22 protein-coding genes are annotated in these 20,371 nt (G+C 73.3%); 14 read left to right on the top strand and 8 right to left on the bottom strand.

The features are described 5' to 3' along the window. Position 1: 1 nt before the first annotated feature. Positions 2 to 1,234 carry an alpha/beta hydrolase family protein gene (locus ACIBG7_RS41535; RefSeq protein ID WP_397339841.1) on the bottom strand — a complete coding sequence of 411 codons (1,233 nt, stop codon included), beginning with the start codon at positions 1,232 to 1,234 and terminating at the stop codon, positions 2 to 4. Positions 1,235 to 1,389: 155 nt separating this feature from the next. On the opposite strand from ACIBG7_RS41535, the gene ACIBG7_RS41530 reads away from it, so the two are divergent. From ACIBG7_RS41530 to ACIBG7_RS41520, 3 genes are all read left to right on the top strand, one after another. Then, on the top strand, positions 1,390 to 2,571 hold the full coding sequence (locus ACIBG7_RS41530) for a sensor histidine kinase (RefSeq protein WP_397339840.1): 1,182 nt from the start codon (positions 1,390 to 1,392) through the stop codon (positions 2,569 to 2,571). Beyond that, positions 2,568 to 3,230: a response regulator gene (locus tag ACIBG7_RS41525; protein WP_397339839.1), complete on the top strand. Its 663-nt coding sequence runs from the start codon at positions 2,568 to 2,570 to the stop codon at positions 3,228 to 3,230. The genes ACIBG7_RS41530 and ACIBG7_RS41525 overlap by 4 nt, the downstream gene beginning before the upstream one ends. Positions 3,231 to 3,307: 77 nt before the next feature. Continuing rightward, positions 3,308 to 4,081 (top strand): LLM class flavin-dependent oxidoreductase, encoded by a 774-nt coding sequence (locus ACIBG7_RS41520; protein WP_397339838.1) that lies wholly within the window; start codon positions 3,308 to 3,310, stop codon positions 4,079 to 4,081. 90 nt (positions 4,082 to 4,171) lie between these two features. Here ACIBG7_RS41520 and ACIBG7_RS41515 read toward each other — a convergent pair whose 3' ends face one another. Both ACIBG7_RS41515 and ACIBG7_RS41510 read right to left on the bottom strand, forming a co-directional pair. Next, entirely contained in the window at positions 4,172 to 4,501 is a 330-nt protein-coding gene (locus tag ACIBG7_RS41515) for a multidrug efflux SMR transporter (protein WP_357935699.1), read from the bottom strand. A 1-nt stretch (position 4,502) separates the two neighbouring features. Next, on the bottom strand, positions 4,503 to 4,817 hold the full coding sequence (locus ACIBG7_RS41510) for a DMT family transporter (protein WP_397339837.1): 315 nt from the start codon (positions 4,815 to 4,817) through the stop codon (positions 4,503 to 4,505). 124 nt (positions 4,818 to 4,941) lie between these two features. Between ACIBG7_RS41510 and ACIBG7_RS41505 the strand changes: the two genes are divergently transcribed. Then, a complete protein-coding gene (locus ACIBG7_RS41505; protein ID WP_397339836.1) occupies positions 4,942 to 6,135 on the top strand; it encodes a winged helix DNA-binding domain-containing protein in 1,194 nt (397 codons plus the stop codon). On the opposite strand, the gene ACIBG7_RS41500 is transcribed toward ACIBG7_RS41505, so the two are convergent. Next, a complete protein-coding gene (locus ACIBG7_RS41500) occupies positions 6,103 to 7,101 on the bottom strand; it encodes a helix-turn-helix transcriptional regulator (protein WP_397339835.1) in 999 nt (332 codons plus the stop codon). The genes ACIBG7_RS41505 and ACIBG7_RS41500 overlap by 33 nt on opposite strands. 96 nt (positions 7,102 to 7,197) lie before the next feature. Here ACIBG7_RS41500 and ACIBG7_RS41495 point away from each other — a divergent pair, with 96 nt between their 5' ends. From ACIBG7_RS41495 to ACIBG7_RS41485, 3 genes are read left to right on the top strand one after another with little or no spacing between them, the layout of a single operon-like run. After that, complete coding sequence (locus ACIBG7_RS41495; RefSeq protein ID WP_397339834.1) at positions 7,198 to 8,220, top strand: ATP-binding cassette domain-containing protein; 1,023 nt, start codon at positions 7,198 to 7,200, stop codon at positions 8,218 to 8,220. Further along, a complete protein-coding gene (locus ACIBG7_RS41490) occupies positions 8,217 to 8,987 on the top strand; it encodes an ABC transporter permease (protein WP_397339833.1) in 771 nt (256 codons plus the stop codon). The genes ACIBG7_RS41495 and ACIBG7_RS41490 overlap by 4 nt, the downstream gene beginning before the upstream one ends. Before the next feature lie 28 nt (positions 8,988 to 9,015). Further along, on the top strand, positions 9,016 to 9,834 hold the full coding sequence (locus tag ACIBG7_RS41485; RefSeq protein WP_397339832.1) for an NAD(P)H-binding protein: 819 nt from the start codon (positions 9,016 to 9,018) through the stop codon (positions 9,832 to 9,834). A gap of 93 nt (positions 9,835 to 9,927) precedes the next feature. Here the strand turns inward: ACIBG7_RS41485 and ACIBG7_RS41480 are convergent, their stop codons facing one another. Further along, positions 9,928 to 10,362: a cytidine deaminase gene (locus tag ACIBG7_RS41480; RefSeq protein WP_397339831.1), complete on the bottom strand. Its 435-nt coding sequence runs from the start codon at positions 10,360 to 10,362 to the stop codon at positions 9,928 to 9,930. Positions 10,363 to 10,411: 49 nt separating this feature from the next. Between ACIBG7_RS41480 and ACIBG7_RS41475 the strand changes: the two genes are divergently transcribed. Next, positions 10,412 to 10,747, top strand: a complete 336-nt coding sequence (locus ACIBG7_RS41475) for a hypothetical protein (RefSeq protein ID WP_357935721.1) — start codon at positions 10,412 to 10,414, stop codon at positions 10,745 to 10,747. A 78-nt stretch (positions 10,748 to 10,825) separates the two neighbouring features. Here ACIBG7_RS41475 and ACIBG7_RS41470 read toward each other — a convergent pair whose 3' ends face one another. After that, positions 10,826 to 11,428 (bottom strand): superoxide dismutase, encoded by a 603-nt coding sequence (locus ACIBG7_RS41470; RefSeq protein WP_397339830.1) that lies wholly within the window; start codon positions 11,426 to 11,428, stop codon positions 10,826 to 10,828. 185 nt (positions 11,429 to 11,613) lie between these two features. Here ACIBG7_RS41470 and ACIBG7_RS41465 point away from each other — a divergent pair, with 185 nt between their 5' ends. The 5 genes from ACIBG7_RS41465 to ACIBG7_RS41445 all read left to right on the top strand — a co-directional run bounded on the left by ACIBG7_RS41465 (position 11,614) and on the right by ACIBG7_RS41445 (position 17,573). Next, positions 11,614 to 12,078 carry an SAM-dependent methyltransferase gene (locus ACIBG7_RS41465; protein WP_397339829.1) on the top strand — a complete coding sequence of 155 codons (465 nt, stop codon included), beginning with the start codon at positions 11,614 to 11,616 and terminating at the stop codon, positions 12,076 to 12,078. A gap of 18 nt (positions 12,079 to 12,096) precedes the next feature. Then, complete coding sequence (locus ACIBG7_RS41460) at positions 12,097 to 12,915, top strand: SDR family oxidoreductase (RefSeq protein WP_357935729.1); 819 nt, start codon at positions 12,097 to 12,099, stop codon at positions 12,913 to 12,915. Between the two features lie 12 nt (positions 12,916 to 12,927). Further along, positions 12,928 to 13,599 carry a carboxymuconolactone decarboxylase family protein gene (locus tag ACIBG7_RS41455; RefSeq protein WP_397339828.1) on the top strand — a complete coding sequence of 224 codons (672 nt, stop codon included), beginning with the start codon at positions 12,928 to 12,930 and terminating at the stop codon, positions 13,597 to 13,599. 123 nt (positions 13,600 to 13,722) lie between these two features. Next, positions 13,723 to 16,425 (top strand): AAA family ATPase, encoded by a 2,703-nt coding sequence (locus ACIBG7_RS41450; RefSeq protein ID WP_397339827.1) that lies wholly within the window; start codon positions 13,723 to 13,725, stop codon positions 16,423 to 16,425. A 431-nt stretch (positions 16,426 to 16,856) separates the two neighbouring features. Next, the gene (locus ACIBG7_RS41445) at positions 16,857 to 17,573 is read left to right on the top strand and encodes a hypothetical protein (protein WP_397339826.1); all 717 of its coding nucleotides are present in this window, start codon (positions 16,857 to 16,859) and stop codon (positions 17,571 to 17,573) included. A gap of 89 nt (positions 17,574 to 17,662) precedes the next feature. On the opposite strand, the gene ACIBG7_RS41440 is transcribed toward ACIBG7_RS41445, so the two are convergent. Continuing rightward, entirely contained in the window at positions 17,663 to 18,499 is an 837-nt protein-coding gene (locus tag ACIBG7_RS41440) for a GntR family transcriptional regulator (protein ID WP_397339825.1), read from the bottom strand. A 2-nt stretch (positions 18,500 to 18,501) separates the two neighbouring features. On the opposite strand from ACIBG7_RS41440, the gene ACIBG7_RS41435 reads away from it, so the two are divergent. Further along, the gene (locus ACIBG7_RS41435) at positions 18,502 to 19,458 is read left to right on the top strand and encodes a LysR substrate-binding domain-containing protein (protein ID WP_397339824.1); all 957 of its coding nucleotides are present in this window, start codon (positions 18,502 to 18,504) and stop codon (positions 19,456 to 19,458) included. On the opposite strand, the gene ACIBG7_RS41430 is transcribed toward ACIBG7_RS41435, so the two are convergent. Then, on the bottom strand, positions 19,455 to 20,312 hold the full coding sequence (locus tag ACIBG7_RS41430; protein ID WP_357935747.1) for an alpha/beta hydrolase: 858 nt from the start codon (positions 20,310 to 20,312) through the stop codon (positions 19,455 to 19,457). The genes ACIBG7_RS41435 and ACIBG7_RS41430 overlap by 4 nt on opposite strands. Between the last annotated feature and the right edge of the window lie 59 nt (positions 20,313 to 20,371).

Genomic DNA, 20,371 nt, shown 5'->3' with positions numbered 1-20,371 from the left:
GTCAGCGGGACACGGTGGCCTCCGGGTAGCGCGGGTCCGGGCCGTCGAACAGCGTGGTCGTCCGGCCCTTGAGGTGCAGGTCGAAGAAGGCCCCCACGTAAGCCCGTTGCGCGGCCACCGAACGGGACGGGTCGATGGTGCCGACGAAGTCGGTCAGCTCGGGGACGAGCGCCTGGAGGTCGGTGAAGGAACCGTGGGCCGCACCGGCCAGCCGTACCTCACGCTTCCAGCCGGTGGTGGCGGACCAGAAGGTCTTCCAGGTCGGGTCGCCGGCCCGGGTGTGGTCCTGCGCGGTGAACTGGAGGAAGGGCTTGCGCGCGCCGGTGCGGGCCACGGGGCCGACGTAGGAGCCGTCCAGGTTGACGGCGGCGTCCACGCGGTCGTCGGCGCGGGTGAGGTGGGCGGCGACCGAGCCGCCGATGGACTGGCCGAGGACGCCGACCTTCGACAGGTCCGCCGCCCCGCTCAGCCCCTCGACGGCCGGGAGCCGGTCGAGGACGAAGCGCAGGTCGGCGAGGCGGATCCTGGCATGGCTGCGGAGCAGCTTCGCGATCACGGCCGGGGTGAGCTTGTCCGGCAGCGGGACCGCGCGCTCGACCCGGCCGCCGGGGAACTCGACCTGGTCGGCCTCGTAGGTGTGGTCCACGGTGACCACCAGGTAGCCGCGGCTGGCGAGGTCCTCGACCAGGGCGGTGCCCAGCGTGCGGGGGCCGCCGTCGCCGGGGGTGAACAGCACGACCGGGAGGCGGCCGGCGGTGGGGTCGAAGGGGGCGTTCCGGCGGGCGTGGGTCCGGGTGCCGGACCAGTCCAGGGTGCCCGGCCTGATCCCCATGCCGGGGGCCGAGCGGGTGTCCCAGTCGGCCGCCGCCTTCGGGGCCATGTGCGGGGCGAGGGGGTCGGGGGAGTCGGCGGCGGGGTACCAGAGGCTCACCATCAGTTCACGGTACGGCTTGGCCTTGACCAGGGGGTCGCGGCGGGAGGCGTCCACCAGGCGGACCGAGCGGGTGCCGATCCGGTGGGCACCGGTGGGGGCGGGCAGGGTGAGCTCGCGGGGCTTGGCGGTCACGCCGGTCGTCGCGCCGGTCGTCGCGGTGGCGGAGGTCGCTGCCAAGGGGAGGAGCGCGGCTGCCAGGCCGAGGGCGGCGGCAGCCGTACGGCGAGCAAGAACAGGGGCGCCGGTACGGCCGGCAACCAACGGGGCAGCCGTGCGGTGGGTGTGGGTGGAAGTCGGCATGGGTGGGCTCCGTTCTGGTCGGTGAAAACGGAGCCTCGCAGCGGCGACGAGGTTCGTACGAGCGGCCACGGACTGAGCCGCCCGTACGACTTGGAGCTGACCCTCCTCCTAGAGGAGGAGCCGATCGCCGCAGGCGGGTGACCTAGGGTGGCGGCATGAACGCTCGGTCCTGGGCGGTGGACGCCCTGCTGGCCGCCGCGATCTGCCTGCTCACCCTCGGTCCCGGACAGGTGCTGCCCGGCGGGCCGGGCGTGCTGGCGCTGCAGGCCGGGCTGACCGTGCCGCTGGCGTGGCGGCGGCGGGCGCCGGTCGCGGTGTTCGGGGTGATCGCGGCGGTGGCGGCGGTGCAGTGGCTGGCCGGGGTGCGACTGCCGGCCGACGTGGCTTTGCTGGTCGCGCTCTACACGGTCGCGGCGACGGCCGCCTGGCCGTACCCGCTCGTGGCGTCGGCGGTGACCGGGGTGGGGGTGGTCCTGGCCTCGGTGCGGTGGGCGCCGGAGGGGCGGGTGCTCCTGTCGGTGGTGGCGCTGGCGGCGATGGCCGGGGCGGCGGTGGCCGCCGGGCTGCACCAGCGGACCAGGCGGGGCTACTTGACCGCCCTGGAACGTGACCGCGACCAGCGGGCGCGGCTGGCGGTGGCCGAGGACCGGGCGCGGATGGCGCGGGACCTGCACGACATCGTCACGCACAACCTGTCGGTCATGGTGGCCTTGGCGGACAGCGCGCACTATGTCCGGGACAGTGCTCCCCAACGGGCGGCCGCGGCGGTCAGCCAGATCGCGGAGACCGGCCGGCAGGCCCTCGCCGACATGCGCCGCAGCCTCGCACCCGGGGAAGCCGGGGAGCGGGCGGGCGCGAGTGGACCGGGGCGGGAGGAGCTGCGGCCGGCGCCTGGACTGGCCGAGCTTCCCGGTCTGGCCGATCGGGTGCGGGGCGCCGGGCTGGCTGTCGATCTTCAGGTGCGCGGTCCGGCGGGGCAGGTTCCGGCAGGTGCGCAGCTGACCGTCTATCGGCTGGTCCAGGAGGCGCTCACGAACACCCTCAAGCACGCCCCGCCGCAGACCCGGGCCGAGATCCGGATCGGGCTGAGCCCGGGAGCGGTGACCGTCGACATCGTGGACGACGGGCCGGCTGGGCAAAGACCGGGGGCTGGTGGGGGATACGGGCTCAAGGGGATGCGTGATCGGGTGGCCGCCTATGGCGGGACGTTCCGGGCCGGTCCGCGCGCGGCAGGCGGGTGGCAGGTGACGGCCCGGCTGGACCTCCGCACGGGCGACCCGGAAGACGTGGGCCGTCCCGACGACGCGGGTGTTTCAGCGAGGGCGGGGCGGGCGTGACCATCCGGGTCGTGCTGGCCGATGACGAGGCGCTGCTGCGCATGGCCTTCACGATGATCCTGGACACCCAGCCCGGCCTGTCCGTCGTCGGCGAGGCGGCGGACGGGGCCGAGGCGGCGGTGCTGGCCGGGCGGTTGCGCCCCGACGTGGTCCTGATGGACGTCCGGATGCCCGTGACGGACGGGATCGAGGCCACCCGGCGCATCGTCCGGGACTGCCCGGGGACGAGAGTGCTCATCCTGACCACCTTCGACCTGGACGAGTACGCCTTCGCCGCGCTCAAGGCGGGCGCGTCGGGCTTCCTGCTGAAGAACTCCCGGCCGGACGACCTGCTCGCCGCGATCCGCACCATCGCGGCCGATGACGCGGTGGTGTCGCCGCGGATCACCCGCCGGCTGCTGGACACCTTCGCCCCGCAACTGCTCAACGGAAGCGGCGGGGGAGGGGACGGACGGCTGGACCTGCTGACCGCGCGGGAGCGGGAGGTGCTGATGCTGGTGGGGCGCGGGCTGTCCAACGCGGAGATCGCCACGGCGCTGCACCTGGCCGAGGCGACGGTGAAGACCCACCTGGGGCGGGTCCTGGACAAGCTGCAGCTTCGTGACCGGGTGCAGGCGGTGGTGTTCGCCTACGAGTCGCGCCTCGTCCACCCCGGCTGACCGCGAGCAGGTTTCACCGCGGGCCAGACCGTGCGGGAGCCGGCGGGAATGTCGGTGGCGCGTGACAGGGTGGAAGCATGCGCTACGGAATCAATGTCGCCATCCTCGGTGGCCTCGCGGAGCCCGGACGCGTGATCGAGTTCGCGCAGGAGGCCGAGCGGGCCGGCTGGGAGGCCATGTTCGTCTGGGACCACCTCGCCTTCGCCTGGGGTGTGCCCTCGGCCGACCCGTTCGTCGTGCTGGCGGGGGCGGCGCGGGCCACGTCCCGGATCCGGCTCGGCACCGCGGTCACGCCGATCGCCCGGCACCGGCCCGAGCAGCTCGCCCAGACCGTCGCCACGCTCGACCGGCTCAGCGGGGGCCGCGTCGTCCTCGGCGCGGGGCTGGGTGGGGTGCAGGCCGAGTTCACCGCCTTCGGCACGCCGTACCCCTCCGGTGCCCAGTTCGACGAGGCCCTCGACGTGCTGGGCGCGCTGCTGGCGGGGGAGGAGGTGCGGCATGCCGGGGCCCACTACGCCATCGACGGGGTACGGCTGGCGCCGCTTCCGGTGCAACGGCCGCGGGTCCCGATCTGGATCGGCGGCACGAGTCCTGCCGCGGTCCGCCGGGCAGAACGCTGGGACGGCTGGATCATCGCCGGCGACGGCGAGGACGGCGGCATGACGATGACGCCCGACCGGGTGCCCGGCCATTCCGGCTGCCTGGCCCTCATCGGCACCTCCGACCCCGGCCAGTCGCTGGCCGCCTACGCCGAGGCGGGCGTGGACTGGTGGCTGGAGCACCTGCACGAACGCCGCATGGACCACGACGCCCTCCTCGCCCGCATCCGCAGCGGCCCCGGCCAGCCGTAAAGCCCGACGACACGCCGCGGCGGCCTGCCCCGGAAGAAGACACGGGCCGCGCCGGCTCAGCATCGAGCTCGCCGACACGAGGACGGGCGGTCAGGGAGCCGGCTTCGGCTCGATGAGCTTGAGGCCGATCACGCACCCCACGATCCCGGCGAGGAAGAGCACCTTGAGCGCGGACACGGCCTCGCCGCCGGTGAGCATCGCCCAGGCGACGGTCAGCGCGGCGCCCACGCCGGTCCAGACGGCGTAGGCGGTGCTGATCGGGATCTTCTTGGCGGCCCATCCCAGCCCGAGCATGCTCAGCGTGACCGCGACCAGGAACACCGCGGTCGCGACCGGCCGGGTGAACCCCTCGCTCGCGCCCAGGGCGGTGGCCCAGACCGCTTCCAGCACCGCGCTGAGCAGGAGAACCACCCACGCCATCTCAGCTCACCGCCTTCAGGCCCACGACGCAGGCGATCAGCCCCGCCAGCAGTGCGGCCCGCACCACCGACAGCTTCTCCTGGCCGCGCGCCACGGCGATGAGCACGGTGAGCGCCGCGCCGATGCCGACCCACACGGCGTAGGCCGTGCCCACCGGCACCTCGGTCATCGCGAAGGCCAGCCCCAGCATGCTCAACGCCATGGCGACGACGAACACCACGGTGGGCACGATGCGCCGGAACCCCTTCGAGGCGCTGAGCGCGGTGGCCCAGACGGCCTCCAGCAGACCCGAAGCGATCAGTACCAGCCAGGCCATGGCATGCCCCCTCTGTAACACCAATCCCGTATACACCGTTGTCTCACACAACGTCCCCCGGGTGCGGGAGGCGCCTTCGGGGACGCGGCTCGAACTGTCGGTGCCCTGCGCCAGGATGATCCCCATGCGCCTGGTAACCGATGAGGAGCGCCGCGCCCGCCTGGGCGTACGGCACGCGCTCACGCCCACGGCCAAGGCGGCCTCCGCCGAGGAGGCCGCCCGCGCGGTGGTGTGCCTGCACGCCACCGACCCGCCGAGCGTGCATCTGTCCTGCTGGGCCCGGGCCGGCGCGCTGACCGCCGCGGACGTCGAGCGGGCGCTCTACGACACCCGCTCCCTCGTCCGGCAGCAGTCGATGCGCGAGACCCTGTTCGTCTTCCCCCGCGATCTCGTGCCGGCGGTGTGGGGCAGCGCCTCGGCGCGGGTGGCCGCGGTCCATCGCAACCGGCTGGTCAAGGACCTCGAACGCTGGGGGCCGGCGGCCGAGGGGCAGGGAGGCGCCTGGCTCGCGCACGCGGAGGAGGCGGTGCTGGCCTGCCTGGCCGACGGCGTGCCGCGCACGTCGAAGCAGATCCGCCAGGAGGTGCCCGAGGCCGCCGGCGTCATCGAGACGGCCCCGGACAAGCCCTGGGGCGGACGGGCCGCGATCGCGCCGCGCGTGCTCACGCAGCTCAGCCTGGACGCCGTGGTGGCGCGCGCAGCCAACGCCGGACCCTGGTACACCAGCCGCCCGACCTGGACGACTACTCGGGCGTGGTGGAGGGACGAGGTGCCGAAGGCGCTCACCTCGCGGGAGGGTTACGCCGAGCTGGTGTCCCGGTGGCTGTGGTCCTACGGCCCCGGCACCGTCGACGACCTCGCCTGGTGGCTCGGCGGCACCAAGACCGCGGTCCGCACCGCGCTGGAGGACCTCGGCGCGCAGCGGGTGTCGCTGGAGGACGGCTCGGCCGCGTGGCTGCGCGCGGACGATCTCGACCCGGTCGTCGCCACCGAGCCGTGGGTCGCGCTCCTGCCGTTGCTCGATCCCACCGTGATGGGCTGGAAGGCGCGCGGCTTCTTCCTCGGCGCGCACGCGCCCCAGTTGTTCGACAGCGCCGGCAACGCCGGGACCACCGTCTGGGTCGACGGCCGCGTGGTGGGGGTGTGGGTGCAGGATCCCGGCGGGGTGGTCGAGCTGCGCCTGCTCGAAGACGACATCGCCCCGCAGGCTCGCGAGGCGTTGGCGGCCGAGGCGCGACGGCTCACCGCGTGGCTCGACGGCCAGCGGGTGTTCGCCGTCTACCCCTCACCGGCCATGCAGCCCCTCGCCGGGCGCTGACGCCGCCGGGTCCTGGGTTCCGGTGATGAGGCGCCGGCCCCAGGCCCGCATGTACGCGATGGCTTCCGGCGGGCCGTGGATCACCACGGGGGCCTCGATCGCGCCGAGGCAGAAGGTGGCCCAGTCCAGGGTGTCGGTGGCGATCTCCACCCGGCACGAGGTGTCGTCGATCGGTTCGGCCGTCCCGTAGTGCGCGAGCTCCGCCCGCACCCGTTCGACGGGGGCCCAGACGGTGGCGCGCACGGAGTACCTGACCGGCATCGCCCTGATCCGGCCGCGCACGTACTCGACGGGGTCGTCGGCCGGGAGGGGACGGCGGGCGAACGTCGTGCCGGTACGGCTCACCTCCCCGAGGCGGTCGACGCGGAACGTGCGCCAGTCGGCCCGGTCGAGGTCCCACGCGATGAGGTACAGGCGGTTCTCGACCCGGACGATGTGGTGCGGGTGGACCGTCCGGTCCGCGGTCTCACCGGCGCGGGTGCGGTAGCCGAACTGCACCGCGTCGGCGTCCCGGCAGGCCAGGGCGAGGGTCGTCAGCGAGGCGATGTCGGTGAGGCCCGCCCGCGCCTCGGGGTCCCGCGCCGGGACGGCGACGGCCCGCAGGCTGTCGATGCGGCGCCGGATCCGCACCGGAAGCACCTGGACGATCTTGGCCATGGCGCTCAGCGCGGCCTCGGCCGACGTCGGGGACGGGCCGGAGGTGATCTCCTGGAGCCCCATGACGATCGCGGCGGCCTCGTCCTCGCTGAGCACCAGAGGCGGGAGCGAGGCGCCGGGGCTGAGCTGGTAGCCGCCGCCGGTGCCGCGGGTGGCGGTGATCGGGTACCCGAGCTCCTGAAGGCTGTCGATGTCGCGGCGGAGCGTGCGCTGGCTGACGCCGAGGCGGCGCGCGAGTTCGTGGCTGGGCCAGTGGCGGCGGTTCTGCAGCAGCCCGAGGAGTTCGAGGGCACGGGTACCGGTCGACATGACCTCACCCTAGGGCCACTTGTGGACATATACCGGCCACAAGCCCGGCGAGGATGGGTTCAGCCACCGAAGCGGAAACGGAGCGTACGCCGACCCATGATCAACACTGTCAGTCTGTCCCGGACCTTCCGGGCGCCCGACGGCGAGGAGGTCCAGGCCGTCCGGGGCATCGACCTCTCCGTGGCGCAAGGGGAGATGGTCGCCGTCCTCGGCCCCAACGGCGCGGGCAAGAGCACGCTCATGCGGATGCTCTCCACGCTGCTCCCGCCCACGGGCGGCACCGCCCGCGTCGCCGGCTACGACGTCCGGACCCAGGCCGCGCTGGTGCGCGAGCGCATCGGCTACGTCGGCCAGGGCAACAGCTCCGGGCACACCCAGCGCGCCCTGGACGAGGTCGTCACCCAGGGCCGCATCTACGGCCTCGACCGGGCCGCGGCCCGCGCCCGGGCCGCCGAACTGCTCTCGGCGCTCGGCCTGGAACACCTGGCTCGCCGCAGGACGCAGGCGATGAGCGGCGGCCAGCGGCGGCGGCTCGACCTGGCGATCGGGCTGGTGCACCTGCCGGCGCTGATGTTCCTGGACGAGCCGACGACCGGCCTCGACCCTCAGAACCGCAACAACCTCTGGGACCACATCACCGGGATGCGCAGCCGCGGCGACCTGACCGTCGTCTTCAGCACCCACTACCTGGAGGAGGCCGACCAGGAGGCGGACCGCATCGTCGTCATCGACCACGGGCGCATCCTCGCCGAGGGCACGCCGACCCAGCTCAAACAGCGTCATGTCGGCGACCGGCTGACCCTGGAGACCACCGACCCCGCAGCCGCCGAGCGCCTGCGCGCGCTCCTCGCCGCCATGGACGGAGTCGGTACGGTGACCCGCCAGGACACCGTGGTCACCGGCCAGGTCACCGACGGCCGCGCGGCACTGCCGAACGCCATCGCCGCCGCCCTCGACCAGGGGATCACCGTGGTCGCGGCCGACACCCGGCTGCCCACGCTCGACGACGTGTTCCTCGAACTCACCGGCCGAAGCCTGCGCGACGACGGCGGACGACCCGCCACCGACGCCGACGCCGACGCCGACGCCAGTGAGCTGACCACGGAGAAGGCCGCATGAGCACCCTCACCCCGACCCGCCGCCGCAACGTCGTGAGCGACATCCTCATCGTGATGTCCCGCGAGCTGCGCCCGGTGACCGGTGACCCGTTCTCCCTGGTCGTCGGGCTGATCCAGCCGCTGTTCTTCCTGCTTCTCTTCGGCCCGCTGATCGCTGGCGCCGGCCAGTCGCCGTGGGCGTGGTTCGTCCCGGGGATCCTCGTGATGACCTCGCTGTTCGGGACGGCCGGGACCGGGTCGAACCTCCAGTACGACCTTCAGGACGGCTCGCACGAACGGCTCCTGGTCACGCCGCTGGCCCGGTCGGCACTGTTCATCGGGCGCGCGGTCAAGGAGTTCGTGCCGCTCGTCGTCCAGGCCGTCGTGGTCGTCGTGGTCATGATCCCGTTCGGGTTCCGGCCCGACGCCGGCGGCGGGGTCCTGGGGCTGGTGCTCCTGGGCGTCCTCGGCGTCGGGATCGGCTCGCTCAGCTACGCCCTGGCCATCGCCGTACGCGAGCAGGACTGGATGTTCTGGACCGTGCACCAGACGGTCCTGTTCCCGCTGATGATCCTGTCCGGGATGTTGCTCCCCCTCGACGAGGGGCCGGGGTGGATGCGCGTCCTCGCGCAGTTCAACCCGCTCACCCACGTCGTCGAGGCCGAACGCGACCTGTTCGCCGGGCAGATCCTCACCCCCGACGTCGGCTACGGATTCCTCGCCGCCGCCGCGACCGCCGTCCTCGGCTTCGTCCTCGGGCTGCGCGCCCTGCGCGCCAGCACCGACTGACCACACCCCTGCGAAAGGACCCAAGATCATGCGTATTCTCGTCACCGGAGCGACCGGCAACGTCGGGCGGCACATCGTCGCCCAGCTCCACGCCGCCGGCCACGAGGTCCGCGCCCTCTCCCGCAACCCCGCCAAGGCCGGTCTCCCGGCCGGGGTCGAGGTGGTGGCGGGCGACCTCACCGACATCTCCACGCTCGGGCCGGCCCTCGAAGGCGTCGACGCGATCCACCTGATCACCTTCGGCGGCGACGCCGACCTCACCAACGGCCCCGAGATCGTCGACCTCGTCGCCCGGCACGGCATCACCCGGGCCACGGTCCTGTGCGGCTGGTCGCCGACCAGCGTCGAGAGCGCCCTGGAGTCCAGCGCGATCCGCTGGACCTTCCTGCAACTGGCGGAGTTCATGGGCAATGCCCTGGAATGGGCCGACGAGATCCGTTCCCACGGCACCGTGTCCACGCTCGCCACCTTCCGCAGCGTGGTGGTGCACGAGGCCGACATCGCCGCCGTGGCCGTCGCCGCGCTCACCCAGGACGGGCACGAGGGCCGGACCTACCTGATCACCGGCCCCCAAGCCCTCACCCCGGCGGAACGCACCCAGATCATCGCCGAGGCCATCGGGCAGGACCTCACCTTCGTGCACCTGAACGAGGAGCAGGAACGCGCCCGGCTGCGCGGCTTCGGGTACGACGAGGACTACGTGGAGTTCGGCATCCGGCTGGCCATGAGCCCGCCCGGCGTCAGCGACGTGGTCCACCCCACCGTCGAGGAGGTCACCGGCCGGCCCGCGCGCACCTTCGCCCAGTGGGCCCGCGAACACGCCGACCACTTCCGCCCCACCTCCTGACCCACCCGCGGTCAGGTCGGGGCGGCCAAGGCGGGGCCGGTGAGCGGCGCCACCAGGACGAGTGCTGTGCCGTACCTGGTCATCACCACCCGCTCACCCTGCGGCGGGTGCGTCGCCCTCGGCGTCGAGCTGGTGGTCCGCCCAGACGTAGTTCTCGGGGAGGAGGGAGGCGACGGGCACCGTCCGGAGGCCGTCCTTCGTCGCGACGATGACCTCAAGGGTGGGGAAGTAGTCCAGAAGGACCTGGCGGCAGCGGCCGCACGGGGGCACGACGCCGCGGTCACGGTCACCCACGGCGACGATGGTGTCCAGGTCGTAGGCGCCCTGGGCGGCGGCGGCGCCGATCAGGACCAGTTCCGCGCAGGGGCCTCCGGTGAAGTGGTAGGCGTTCACCGCGGTGAGGATCCGGCCGTCCCGGGCGCGGGCCGCGGCGGCCATGGTGTGGTTGTCGCCGCGGCAGCGGGTGGCCGCGACGTGCGCCGCCGCCTGGATCAGTTCGTGGTCGACACGGTCGGTCTGTGGAGTCATCTTCTCTGCCCTCGCCTTCGGTACCTATGTACAGGTCTACCGTCGAGGTATGACACGAGACCTGGGCTTGGGCTGGGTGCCTTCGGCCTGCACGCTGCCCACGGCCGAGCAGCCGTTGCGGGTGGCCGAGTTCGACGGGTTGTTCGCCGAGGCGGTGCAGGGAGTGGAGCGGGTGGAGCCCACCCGGCTGCGGCTGGAGCTCGGGTTCAGTCCGGGCAACGCCGCCCGGGCGGCGGAGCTGGCCGCGCGGGAGAGCGGGTGCTGTTCGTTCTTCGCCTTCACGCTGGCGATCGCCGACGGCGGGCTGGTGCTGGAGGTGGCGGTGCCGGGCGAGTACGTCGAGGTGCTGGACGCGCTGCAGGCCCGGGCGGGTGGCCGAGGGTAGGAGCGGGTGTCGGCGCCCGCCCGGACGGTTGGACCAATCGGAAAGGATTGCCGGCGGGCGGGCGCCGAGGTCGTGGGGTCAGACGCCCTTGGCCGCGGTGTAGCGGCTGATGACGTCGTTCCAGTTGATCAGGTCCCAGAGCTTGGTGACGTAGTCCGGGCGCACGTTGCGGTACTGCAGGTAGTAGGCGTGCTCCCAGGCGTCGAACACCAGCAGCGGGGTGGTGTTCATGCCGACGTTGCCGTGGTGGTCGTAGACCTGCTCGACGATCAGGCGGCGGCCGAGCGGCTCCCAGGCCAGCACGCCCCAGCCGGAGCCCTGGACGCCGACGGTCGCGGCGGTGAGCTGCTTCTGGAACGCCTCGAAGGAGCCGAAGTGCTCGGTGATGGCGTCGGCCAGCTCACCGTCGGGGCGGTCGCCGCCGTCGGGGGAGAGGTTCTGCCAGAACTGCGTGTGCAGGACGTGGCCGGACAGGTGGAAGGCGAACGTCTTCTCCAGCCCGACCAGCCCACCGAACTGCGCCTTGTCGCGGGCCTCGGCCAGCTGCTCCAGCGTGTCGTTGGCGCCCTTGACGTAGGCGGCGTGGTGCTTGGCGTGGTGCAGCTCCAGGATCTCGCCGGTGATGGCGGGCTCCAGGGCGGCGTAGTCGTAGGGCATGTCAGGCAGCGAGTACTGGCCCATCTGTGGATCCCCTCATGCTTCGTTATTGCAACCTATGCGCAACAACACTACTACCGCAACAACTGCCGGCGCGTGCCTACCTAACCGGGAGGCGGAAGCGGTCCGGGGCTTCAGTCGTCATGACTGATTCGGCCGCGAGCACCTGCTCCCTAAGGTCATGGACACCGACCCCCGGGAGGACCCCTGTGCAGAGCATCGTGCTGGAACCCGTCGCGACAGTCGTCGGCGGGCGCATGGAGACGACCGACGACGACTGGAACGCCGAGAAGGCGGTGATCCGGCTGGACGCGAGGCGGTTCGCCCCGGAAGCGGTGGCCGGGCTGGAGGCCTTCTCGCACCTGGAGGTGGTGTTCCACTTCCACCTCGTGGACCCGTCCTCGATCACCACCACGGCCCGGCACCCCCGGGGCAACACCGGCTGGCCGAAGGTCGGCATCTTCGCCCAGCGCGGGAGGAACCGGCCGAACCTGCTGGGCGTCTCCCGCTGCCGCCTGCTCGCCGTGGACGGCCTGGACCTGCAGGTGAGCGGGCTGGACGCGGTCGACGGCACGCCGGTGCTGGACATCAAGCCGTACCTGGCCGAGTTCGGCCCGCAGGGCGAGACGGTGCAGCCCGAGTGGGCCACCGAGCTGATGCGCGACTACTACTGACCTGGAAGGAGAGCCCGCATGTCCAAGACCGTGCTGGTGACGGGAGCGTCCACCGGGATCGGCCGCGCCACCGCCCTGCTGCTGGCCCGCGAGGGCTTCACCGTCCACGCCGGAGTGCGCAAGGAGGCCGACGGCCTGGCGCTCGGCCCGTCGGTCACCCCGATCATCCTCGACGTCACCGACGCCGCGGGGATCGCCGAGGCGGCCGAGCGGATCGGCGAGCTCGACGCGCTGGTCAACAACGCCGGCATCGGCGTGACCGGGCCGCTGGAGTTCGTCCCGCTGGACGCGTTGCGCCTGCAGTACGAGGTGAACGTGTTCGGGCAGGTCGCCGTCACCCAGGCCATGCTGCCCAAGCTGCGCGCCTCGCGCGGCCGGGTGGTGACCGTCGGGTCGGTCGGGAGCTGGATCACCCTGCCGTTCGGCGGGCCGTTGTGCTCCTCCAAGCACGCCATCCGCTCGCTGAACGACGCGCTGCGCATGGAACTCAAGCCGTACGGCGTGGCCGCCGTCCTCATCGAACCCGGTTCCATCCACACCGACGCCGTCGACAAGCTCGAAGACGAGGTCGAGCCCCGCCTGGCCTCGCTCGGCGAGGAGGGGCGGCGGCTGTACGGCCGGGCCTACCGCACCATGACCACCGCCGGGCTGAAGGAGGAGCGCTCCGGGTCGAGCCCGGAGGTGGTCGCCCGGGCGGTGCTGCACGCCCTCACCGCGAGCAGGCCGCGCTCCCGCTACCCGGTCGGGAAGAAGTCCCGGCTGATGAGCACCCTCGGCCGTCTCCTCCCGCAGTACACCCTCGACCGCCTGCGCCTGCGTGCGCTCGGCCTGTCCTGACAGGAGCCCGCCTTGACCCAGCTCGCCGGAGCTGAAGCCCTAGTCGCCCTCGACCCCGTCTTCGCCCAGCTCGCCGTGGGCGCGGGGCACAACCTGTGGGGCCTGAAACACCTGACCGCCCGCGAGAAGGCCTTCGTCTGCCTGACCGCCGACCTGTGCCACCCCCACCTCGGACAGCCGCTGGCCATGCACGTGCAGATGGCGCTGAGCAACGGGGTCGATCCCGAGTCGGTCCGCGAGCTCTACCGGCACCTGGCGCCCTACGTCGGCTACCCGATCGTGGTCACCGCCTTCCAGCGGCTGGTCGAGCTCGGCTTCCCGCCGGCCCACGACGACAAGCCGGTCGAGCCCGTCCCGCCCGCCGGGCCGCTGGCGCGAGCCGTACGCGTGCTGGAGGACCTGGACCCGGGCCTGTCCACCTTCACCGAGGACCAGCTCGCCCAGCGCTGGGCCCGTCCGCACCTCAGCGTCCGGGAGCGGGCGCTGGCCTGCCTGGTCGTGGACGTGTTCTACCAGACCCTCGGCCCGTCGCTGCGCCTGCACGCCGACCTGGCCAGGTCGGCCGGGGTCACCGACGAGACCCTGCGCGATCTGCTGCGCGGGGTGGCCGAGTTCGGGATGGCGCGGGTGTGGGCCGCCGCGCGGGCGCTGCTCCGGCCGGCGGAGGAGCCGCTCGTCTCATAATGAAGTCTCGCTATCTTCGTTTATGAGATGAGCGTGAGACGCTCGGCAGCCCCTTACCTGCGGTCAGCTCCTTCGCTAGAGTGCCTACCGGAAGTCAGCCGATTGCTCCGGAAATGGCCGCAGATGATGTATGGGCGTCAGGCGGAGCTCTCCGCCCTCACCGACCTGCTGGAAGCCCGCTCGGGCGTGCTGGTGGTGCGCGGCGAGGCCGGCATCGGCAAGTCGGCCCTGCTGGAGAGCGCCGCCTCCGGAGCGCAGGCGCAGGTGTTACGGGTGACCGGCGTCGAGTCCGAGGCCGACCTGCCGTTCGCCGCCCTGCACCTGCTGCTCCGCCCCGTCCTCGGTCACGCCGACGCCTTGCCCCGCCAGCAGGCGGAGGCGTTGCGCGGCGCGCTGGGCCTGGGCGCCGCCACGCCGGGCGACCGCTTCCTGGTCGGGCTGGCCACGCTCAACCTGCTGGTGGAGCTGTCCACCGAGAGCCCGGTGGTCTGCCTGGTCGACGACGCGCAGTGGCTGGACGGCGAGTCCGCCGACGCGCTGCTGTTCGCCGCGCGCCGCCTGCACGCCGAGCCCGTCGCCGTGGTGTTCGCCGCCCGCGACGGCGGGTTCACCACCAGGGGACTGCCGGAGCTGCGGCTGCCCAAACTGGACACCGCGGCCGCCCGCCTGCTCCTCGCCGAGCGGGCGGGCGACCTGCCGCCCATCGTGCGCGACCAGCTCGTGGTCGAGGCCGAGGGGAACCCGCTCGCGCTGATGGAGCTGCCCGGCATGCTCACCCCGGAGCAGCGCAAGGGCGCCCTCGCCCCGCTGTCGTACTCCGCCGGTACGGCGCGGCCGGTGACCGACCGGGTGCTGATGGGCTTTCGCGACCGCGTCGCGGCGCTGCCCCCGGCCACCCGCTCCTGCCTGCTGGTCGCCGCGCTGAACCACGACGGCGGGCTCGACGTGCTGGCCCGCGCGGCCGACCGGCTCGGCGCCTCCCTGCTCGACCTCGCCGACGCCGAACGCGCCGGCCTGGTCAGGGTCGGGCCCGAAGGCGTCGCCTTCCACCATCCGCTGGTGCGCGCCGCCGTCCTGCTGGCCTGCGACATCGCCGACCGGATGGCCGGTCACCGGGCGCTGGCCGAGACCGCCGACGACGACCGGCGCGCCTGGCACCTGGCCGCGATCACCCTGCTGCCCGACGAGGACGTGGCCGGTGAGCTGGAGCGCCTGGCGTTGCGGGCCCTGCGCCGCGGCGGGCAGACCGCAGTATCTGCGGCCTACGCGCGCTCGGCCGAGCTGTCCGCCGATCCCTGGCTGGCCGTGCCGCGGTGGACCGCCGCGGCCCAGGCCGCGATCGAGGCGGGGCTGTGGCAGCGCGCCGACGAGCTCGTCACCAAGGCTCGCCGGCAGGCCGAGACGGTCACACTCACCGGGTCCGCCCGGGCGGACCTCGCCTACGTACGCGCCAAGCTGGAGGTCGAGGCGGGCCGGCCGCTGGACGGGGTGCGGCTGCTGCACGAGGGGGTCGAGGCGACCGGCGACCTGTCCACCAAGCTGTCGCTGCTGGCGATGGCGGGCTACTACACCTGGGCCAGCGCCGCCCACCCCGACCAGCTCGCGCTCGCCCGCCGTACCGAGGAGCTGTCCCCGGACGGCGAAGGGCAGGTCGCCGTGGTGCGCACCATGAACCACGCCTTCCGCCACGTCCTGGAGGGGGACGACGCCACCACGACGCTGACCGGGACGGCGCTCCGTGACGACCCGCTCCCGTACGAGCTGCGCTGCCTGCACGTCTTCCAGGGCATCGTCCGCGACGACATCGCCGGCATGCTGGAGCGCGCGAACCGGCTGGTCGAGGAGTGCCGGTCGGAGGGGCGGCTGGGACGGCTGCCGCAGACCATGGTGATCCTGGCCATCGCCCAGCTCCTCGGCGGCAGGCACCCCTCCGCGCGGACCACGGTGAGCGCCGGCCTGGCGCTGGCCTCCGACGTCGGGCAGCCGATGTGGCGCGGCTACCTGGCCGGGGTGGCCGCCTGGCTGGCGGCGGTCGCCGGCGCGGAGGCCGAGTGCGAGGCGATGGCCCAGCAGGCGCTGCGCGACGCCGACCAGCGCAGGTGGCTGCCGGGCATCGGCTGGGTCGAGTGTGCCCGCGCGATCCTCGACTTCGGGCAGGGCCGCCACGAGGCGCTGCTCGACCGGGTGGACCGGGCGATGACCGGCCCGACCAGGCACGCCTTCCTGTGGCGTTACTCCTGGCCCGACTACATCGAGGCCGCCGTCCGCATCGGTGAGCCGCAGCGGGCGCGGAACCTGATCGGCAGCCTGGCCGGCTCGGCCGAGGCCACCGGCCGGACCGCTCCGCTCGCCCTGCTCCACCGCTCCCGGGCGCTGCTGGCTCCCGACGCCGAGGCCGGGGCGCTGTACGAGCGGGCGTTGTCGCTGCACGCGCAGGACCGGCAGCCCTTCGACGAGGCCCGGACCCGCCTGGTCTACGGCGAGTGGCTGCGCCGCACCAAGCGGCGGGCCGAGGCGCGCGTCCACCTCCAGGCCGCTCTGGAAGCCTTCGACCAGCTCGGCGCGGTCCCGTGGTCGGCCCGTGCCGCCGCCGAGCTGCGCGCCACCGGGGCCACGCCGGCTCGCCGTACCGACACGGTGGCCGACCTCACCCCGCAGGAGCTCCAGGTGGTACGGCTGGCCGCCACGGGCGCCTCCAACCGGGAGATCGGCACGCGGATGTTCCTGAGCCCGCGCACCGTCGCCTCCCACCTGTACAAGGCCTTTCCGAAGCTCGGCGTCTCCTCCCGCGCCGAGCTGGCGAGGCTCACCCTGGGCGAGGACTGACCGGCTGCCCTTCGACTCGTTGGGTCATGGCCGGGACGCCAGGGAGGGCGTGCGGTCGCTCGCCTCCGCCAGGTGACAGTCACGTGACAGAGGCGGCCGGGCCCGCGTGCCCCGTAGCGTCCTGACCATGCAGTGATCAGGCTCGCCGCCGCGGCGGTGTTGCTGGTGGTGTGCCTTCCGGTCCCGGCCGGGTTGCGCCGGGCGTGAGCCCGCTGAGCTGCGGGTCCTCGTCACCCGGCCGCACGAGCCGCAGGTGCGGGCCGGTGACGAGGGGTCGGTGATCCCGTTACGGGTGCCGGTGCCGCGCCGGTGGCCGAGTCCGGCTGGGGCCGGCGGAAGGAAGGCGCTCAGCATCAGCATGGTCGTCGACCGGTGAACTTCAGTAGGTTGACGGAAGCGGCCCCCGGATGCCCCCGGCTAGCGTCGCCGGCATGAAACTGATCAACGATCACCTGGCCGTCCGGGCCCGCGTCCTGCCCACGACCGGTGACGGCTTCCTGCTGCTGGCCGGCGAGACCGGCACCTGGCGCGGGCCGTTCGCGTCCGCCCCCGTCCAGCTCGCGGCCCGGCTCAAGGCGCTGGCCGCGGGCGTCGAGGCGCGCGAGGCCACCGTCTTCCGCGCCGCGCTCCGCCCGCCCGGCGAGGGGGACGAGGTGCTGGCCGCCCGGGGGCTGCGGCCGGCGCGCTTCGACCTCGTCGTCCTGTTCCGCACCGAATCCGTGCAGGCGGCCATGGACCTGCGCGAGAGCCCCGCCTACCAGGAACTCGCCAAGACGCTCGGCGGCGCGGCCCGCCGTACGCACGAGATCGTCGCCGACAACGCCGGCCGGCTCGGCGACGTGGACCACAGCCGCGACCATCGCTTCCTGTTCAACTACTTCTACGCCGACGACCGCGACGTCCTGCTCCAGGTGTGGGAGTACACCGCCGGGTGGTTCCAGGCCAAGACCGCGCTGCCCGACTCCGCGCTGATGCGGCCGGTGGCGGGGGAGCCGGCCGACTTCGGGCTGATCAACCACGCGAGCTGGCCGACGTGGCGGACCTTCCTGCCCAGCCTGCTGTTCCGGCCCACCTTCCGCCGGTTCGTGCTGGCCAACTTCAAGGCCAACGGCATCGCCGCCCAGCCGATCATCTACCGCCGGGTCTGAATCCCCGAGGTATGCCGGAGCGGGTATAGCGGACGCCCGCTTTGGTATTAGACGACTCCCGGCAGAAAGGTATCCTAAATTGGATCCAATCAGCGTCCCGGGGGGTGGGCATGTTCAGCGGTCGCGTCCACCACCCAGCCGCCTGCCACCGGCCGGTAGCCGGGCAACGCCGTCGCCCAGGTGGCACGGACCGGCGGAGCCAGCCTGCCCTCGGCGCCCACCGGCAGATGGATGCCCACCCCGGCGGCGGCGTCGATCAGCGGCCCGAACCGGTGCCAGGGGTCGACGTCGGTGATGAGGCCGACCGCCGAGTTGAGCATGTGCAGCTCCTGCACCCGCCTGGCCCGGACGCCGTCCCTGGCCCGCATCGCCTCCAGGAAGGCCAGGTCGAGCTCCTGGGCGAAGGCGGGGATCCGCCGGCCCCGGTAGTAGAAGCGCTGCAGCCGCGACAACCGCAGGTAGAGGTCGTTGACGACCTTGTCCAGCGTGGGGCCGAAGGTGGCCTGCAGCGTGCGGTGGAACTCGAAGTGGTCGCGGTGGAAGTCGCGCGGCTCCTGCGGCACGGTCCGCATCGCCAGGGACAGCTCCGCCATCCGCGCCAGCGCCTCGGCCGAGACCTCCCTGGCAGCCCGGGCCAGCAGCGGCGGCTGCAGCAGGAGCAGCGCGGCGAACAACTCCTCGGCCTCGTCCAGGTCGAGCGGGGCGACGGTGATGCCGTGGTTGGCCCGGGAGACGACGAAGCCCTCGGCCTCCAGCATCCGGAGCGCCTCGCGCACCGGCGTGCGGCCCGCGTTCAGGCGGTCCGACAGCTCCCGCTGCGTGAGCCGCTGCCCGGGCAGCAGGTGCCCGGCGAGGATGAGCTCTCTCAGCTCCTCGTGCACCAGCGGCACGGCGTCCCCCGCCCGCGACCTGTCTTCTGTATCCACCTTTGGATCATATCTTCGGGCCGGCGAGGGAGGCGGACATCGACCTGCTCCACGGCCGCCTGAAGCTCCGTCACCTCGTCGTGGTCGTCGCCGTCGCCGACCAGGGCAGCGTGCTGCGCGCCGCCGACCGGCTCCGGCTGGCCCAGCCCGCCGTCACCCGGTGCCTGCGCGAGCTGGAGCAGATCCTCGGCGTGCAGTTGTTCGTCCGCGGGCCGCGCGGGGTGACGCCGACCCCGTCGGGCGAGGCGTTCCTGGAGCACGCCCGCGCCGCGCTCGCCGAGCTGCGCCGGGCGGGCGAGCGCGTGTCCGGGCTGGCCAGGGGCGCGATGGGCACGGTCCGGGTGGGCACGTTACTGGCCGGTTCCAGCGTCCTGCTGCCGCAGGCGATCGCCGGCCTCAAGCGCACCCACCCCGGGGTTACCGTGGCCGTCAACGAGGCGACGTTCGACACGCACGCGCCCCGGCTGCTGGCCGGCGAGCTCGACCTGATCGTCGGGCGGCTCAACCCGATCACCAGGCTCGGCGGGCTGCGCCAGATCAAGCTCTGCAACGAGCCGATGCGGCTGGTGGTCCGGCGCGGGCATCCCGCGCTGGCACAGGACGCGCCGGCTCTCGCCGGTCTGCTGGCCTACCCGTGGATCCTGCCGCTGCAGCAGACCGCGCTGCGGCGCGAGGTCGAGCAGGTCTTCGCCGACGAGGGCCTGGAACTGCCCGCCGACCTGGTGGAGTGCACCTCGATCCTGACCGTGCGCGCGTTGCTCCGGCAGACCGACATGATCGCCGTGCTGCCGGAGCCGATCGTCGCCGGCGACCGCGACCTCGCGCCGCTGGCCGTGCCCCTGGACCGGATCCGCCGGCCGGTCGGTGTGACGCTGCCGCAGGGCCGGGCGCTCGCGCCGCCGGCGACGCTCCTGCTGGACCTGCTGAGGGAGCGGGCGGCGGCCCTCGCGGGCTCCTAGAGGGAGGCGAACAGGCCGAGCAGGGCGCGGCCGAGCGCCGAGTCCCGCCGGGCGAGGCCGAGCACGACGTCGTAGTGGTGGACGTCCGGCACGATGAGCAGCTCGGCGTCTGGGCCCCAGTCCCGGTGGAAGCGGACGCTCTGGTCGAGGAAGCCGGAGCCGTCGTGCTCGGCGACGGCGATCACCGCGCGAGGCCGTCTCGCCGGCAGGTGCAGCGCTGGGCTGAGCGCGGCGGCCCGCTCGGCGTCGAGCCCGAGCCAGTCGTTGGCGAAGCTGTGCACCAGCGGCCTGAGGTCGAACAGCCCGCTGATCGGCAGGGCCGCCTTGACGACGTCCCGGGGCAGGCCGAGCGGCTCCTGCCAGCCGTCGAGCATGAGCATGCCGGTCAGGTGCCCGCCGGCCGAGCTGCCGCCGACGACGATGCGGTCGGGGTCCAGCCCGAGTGCGCGGCCCTCCCGGTGCACGAAGGCCACGGCCGCGCGGACCTGGCGGACGATCTCCTCCAGCGTCGCGTGCGGCGCGAGCGTGTAGTCGACCGCCACGGTCGCGATGCCCTGCTCGGCCAGCATCCCGGCCATGAACGCCGAGTCGGCCCGCGACAGGGCCCGCCAGTAGCCCCCGTGCACGAACACGAAGACCGGCCGGGGTCGCTCACCGACGCCCCAGACGTCCAGCCGCTCCCCGCTGGCGGGGTCGTGGACCAGTCCCGGGTGGCCGCGCAGCCCGTCCACCGCGGCCTCCGACCAGGCCCGGTAGCGCCGCATGCACTCCTCGAAGACCGGCACGGGTACGGTGGCCCGCACGTTGAAGGCCCGGTCGGTCTCCTGCCGGAGGCTCATCGGCGTCGTTTCCATGGCGATCTTCCTCGTGTGTTCCGCCTGTTCAAACGATCGTGCCGGAGAACACCCGCCGG

The organism is Nonomuraea sp. NPDC050328 (genome assembly GCF_044459405.1).
Lineage (GTDB): Bacteria > Actinomycetota > Actinomycetes > Streptosporangiales > Streptosporangiaceae > Nonomuraea.
Note: the sequence above shows the minus strand (reverse complement) of the source record. Positions and strands in the feature narration are given on the sequence as shown.

Bases quoted from the DNA above. Each gene is read 5' to 3' on its own strand.
- ACIBG7_RS41470 (WP_397339830.1), bottom strand. From the start codon at position 11,428: ATGGGCCAGTACTCGCTGCCTGACATGCCCTACGACTACGCCGCCCTG.
- ACIBG7_RS41510 (WP_397339837.1), bottom strand. From the start codon at position 4,817: ATGGCCTGGCTGGTACTGATCGCTTCGGGTCTGCTGGAGGCCGTCTGG.
- ACIBG7_RS41485 (WP_397339832.1), top strand. From the start codon at position 9,016: ATGCGTATTCTCGTCACCGGAGCGACCGGCAACGTCGGGCGGCACATC.
- ACIBG7_RS41430 (WP_357935747.1), bottom strand. From the start codon at position 20,312: ATGGAAACGACGCCGATGAGCCTCCGGCAGGAGACCGACCGGGCCTTC.
- ACIBG7_RS41450 (WP_397339827.1), top strand. From the start codon at position 13,723: ATGATGTATGGGCGTCAGGCGGAGCTCTCCGCCCTCACCGACCTGCTG.
- ACIBG7_RS41515 (WP_357935699.1), bottom strand. From the start codon at position 4,501: ATGGCGTGGGTGGTTCTCCTGCTCAGCGCGGTGCTGGAAGCGGTCTGG.
- ACIBG7_RS41445 (WP_397339826.1), top strand. From the start codon at position 16,857: ATGAAACTGATCAACGATCACCTGGCCGTCCGGGCCCGCGTCCTGCCC.
- ACIBG7_RS41500 (WP_397339835.1), bottom strand. From the start codon at position 7,101: ATGTCGACCGGTACCCGTGCCCTCGAACTCCTCGGGCTGCTGCAGAAC.
- ACIBG7_RS41495 (WP_397339834.1), top strand. From the start codon at position 7,198: ATGATCAACACTGTCAGTCTGTCCCGGACCTTCCGGGCGCCCGACGGC.
- ACIBG7_RS41520 (WP_397339838.1), top strand. From the start codon at position 3,308: ATGCGCTACGGAATCAATGTCGCCATCCTCGGTGGCCTCGCGGAGCCC.
- ACIBG7_RS41530 (WP_397339840.1), top strand. From the start codon at position 1,390: ATGAACGCTCGGTCCTGGGCGGTGGACGCCCTGCTGGCCGCCGCGATC.
- ACIBG7_RS41460 (WP_357935729.1), top strand. From the start codon at position 12,097: ATGTCCAAGACCGTGCTGGTGACGGGAGCGTCCACCGGGATCGGCCGC.
- ACIBG7_RS41535 (WP_397339841.1), bottom strand. From the start codon at position 1,234: ATGCCGACTTCCACCCACACCCACCGCACGGCTGCCCCGTTGGTTGCC.
- ACIBG7_RS41475 (WP_357935721.1), top strand. From the start codon at position 10,412: ATGACACGAGACCTGGGCTTGGGCTGGGTGCCTTCGGCCTGCACGCTG.
- ACIBG7_RS41490 (WP_397339833.1), top strand. From the start codon at position 8,217: ATGAGCACCCTCACCCCGACCCGCCGCCGCAACGTCGTGAGCGACATC.
- ACIBG7_RS41505 (WP_397339836.1), top strand. From the start codon at position 4,942: ATGCGCCTGGTAACCGATGAGGAGCGCCGCGCCCGCCTGGGCGTACGG.
- ACIBG7_RS41480 (WP_397339831.1), bottom strand. From the start codon at position 10,362: ATGACTCCACAGACCGACCGTGTCGACCACGAACTGATCCAGGCGGCG.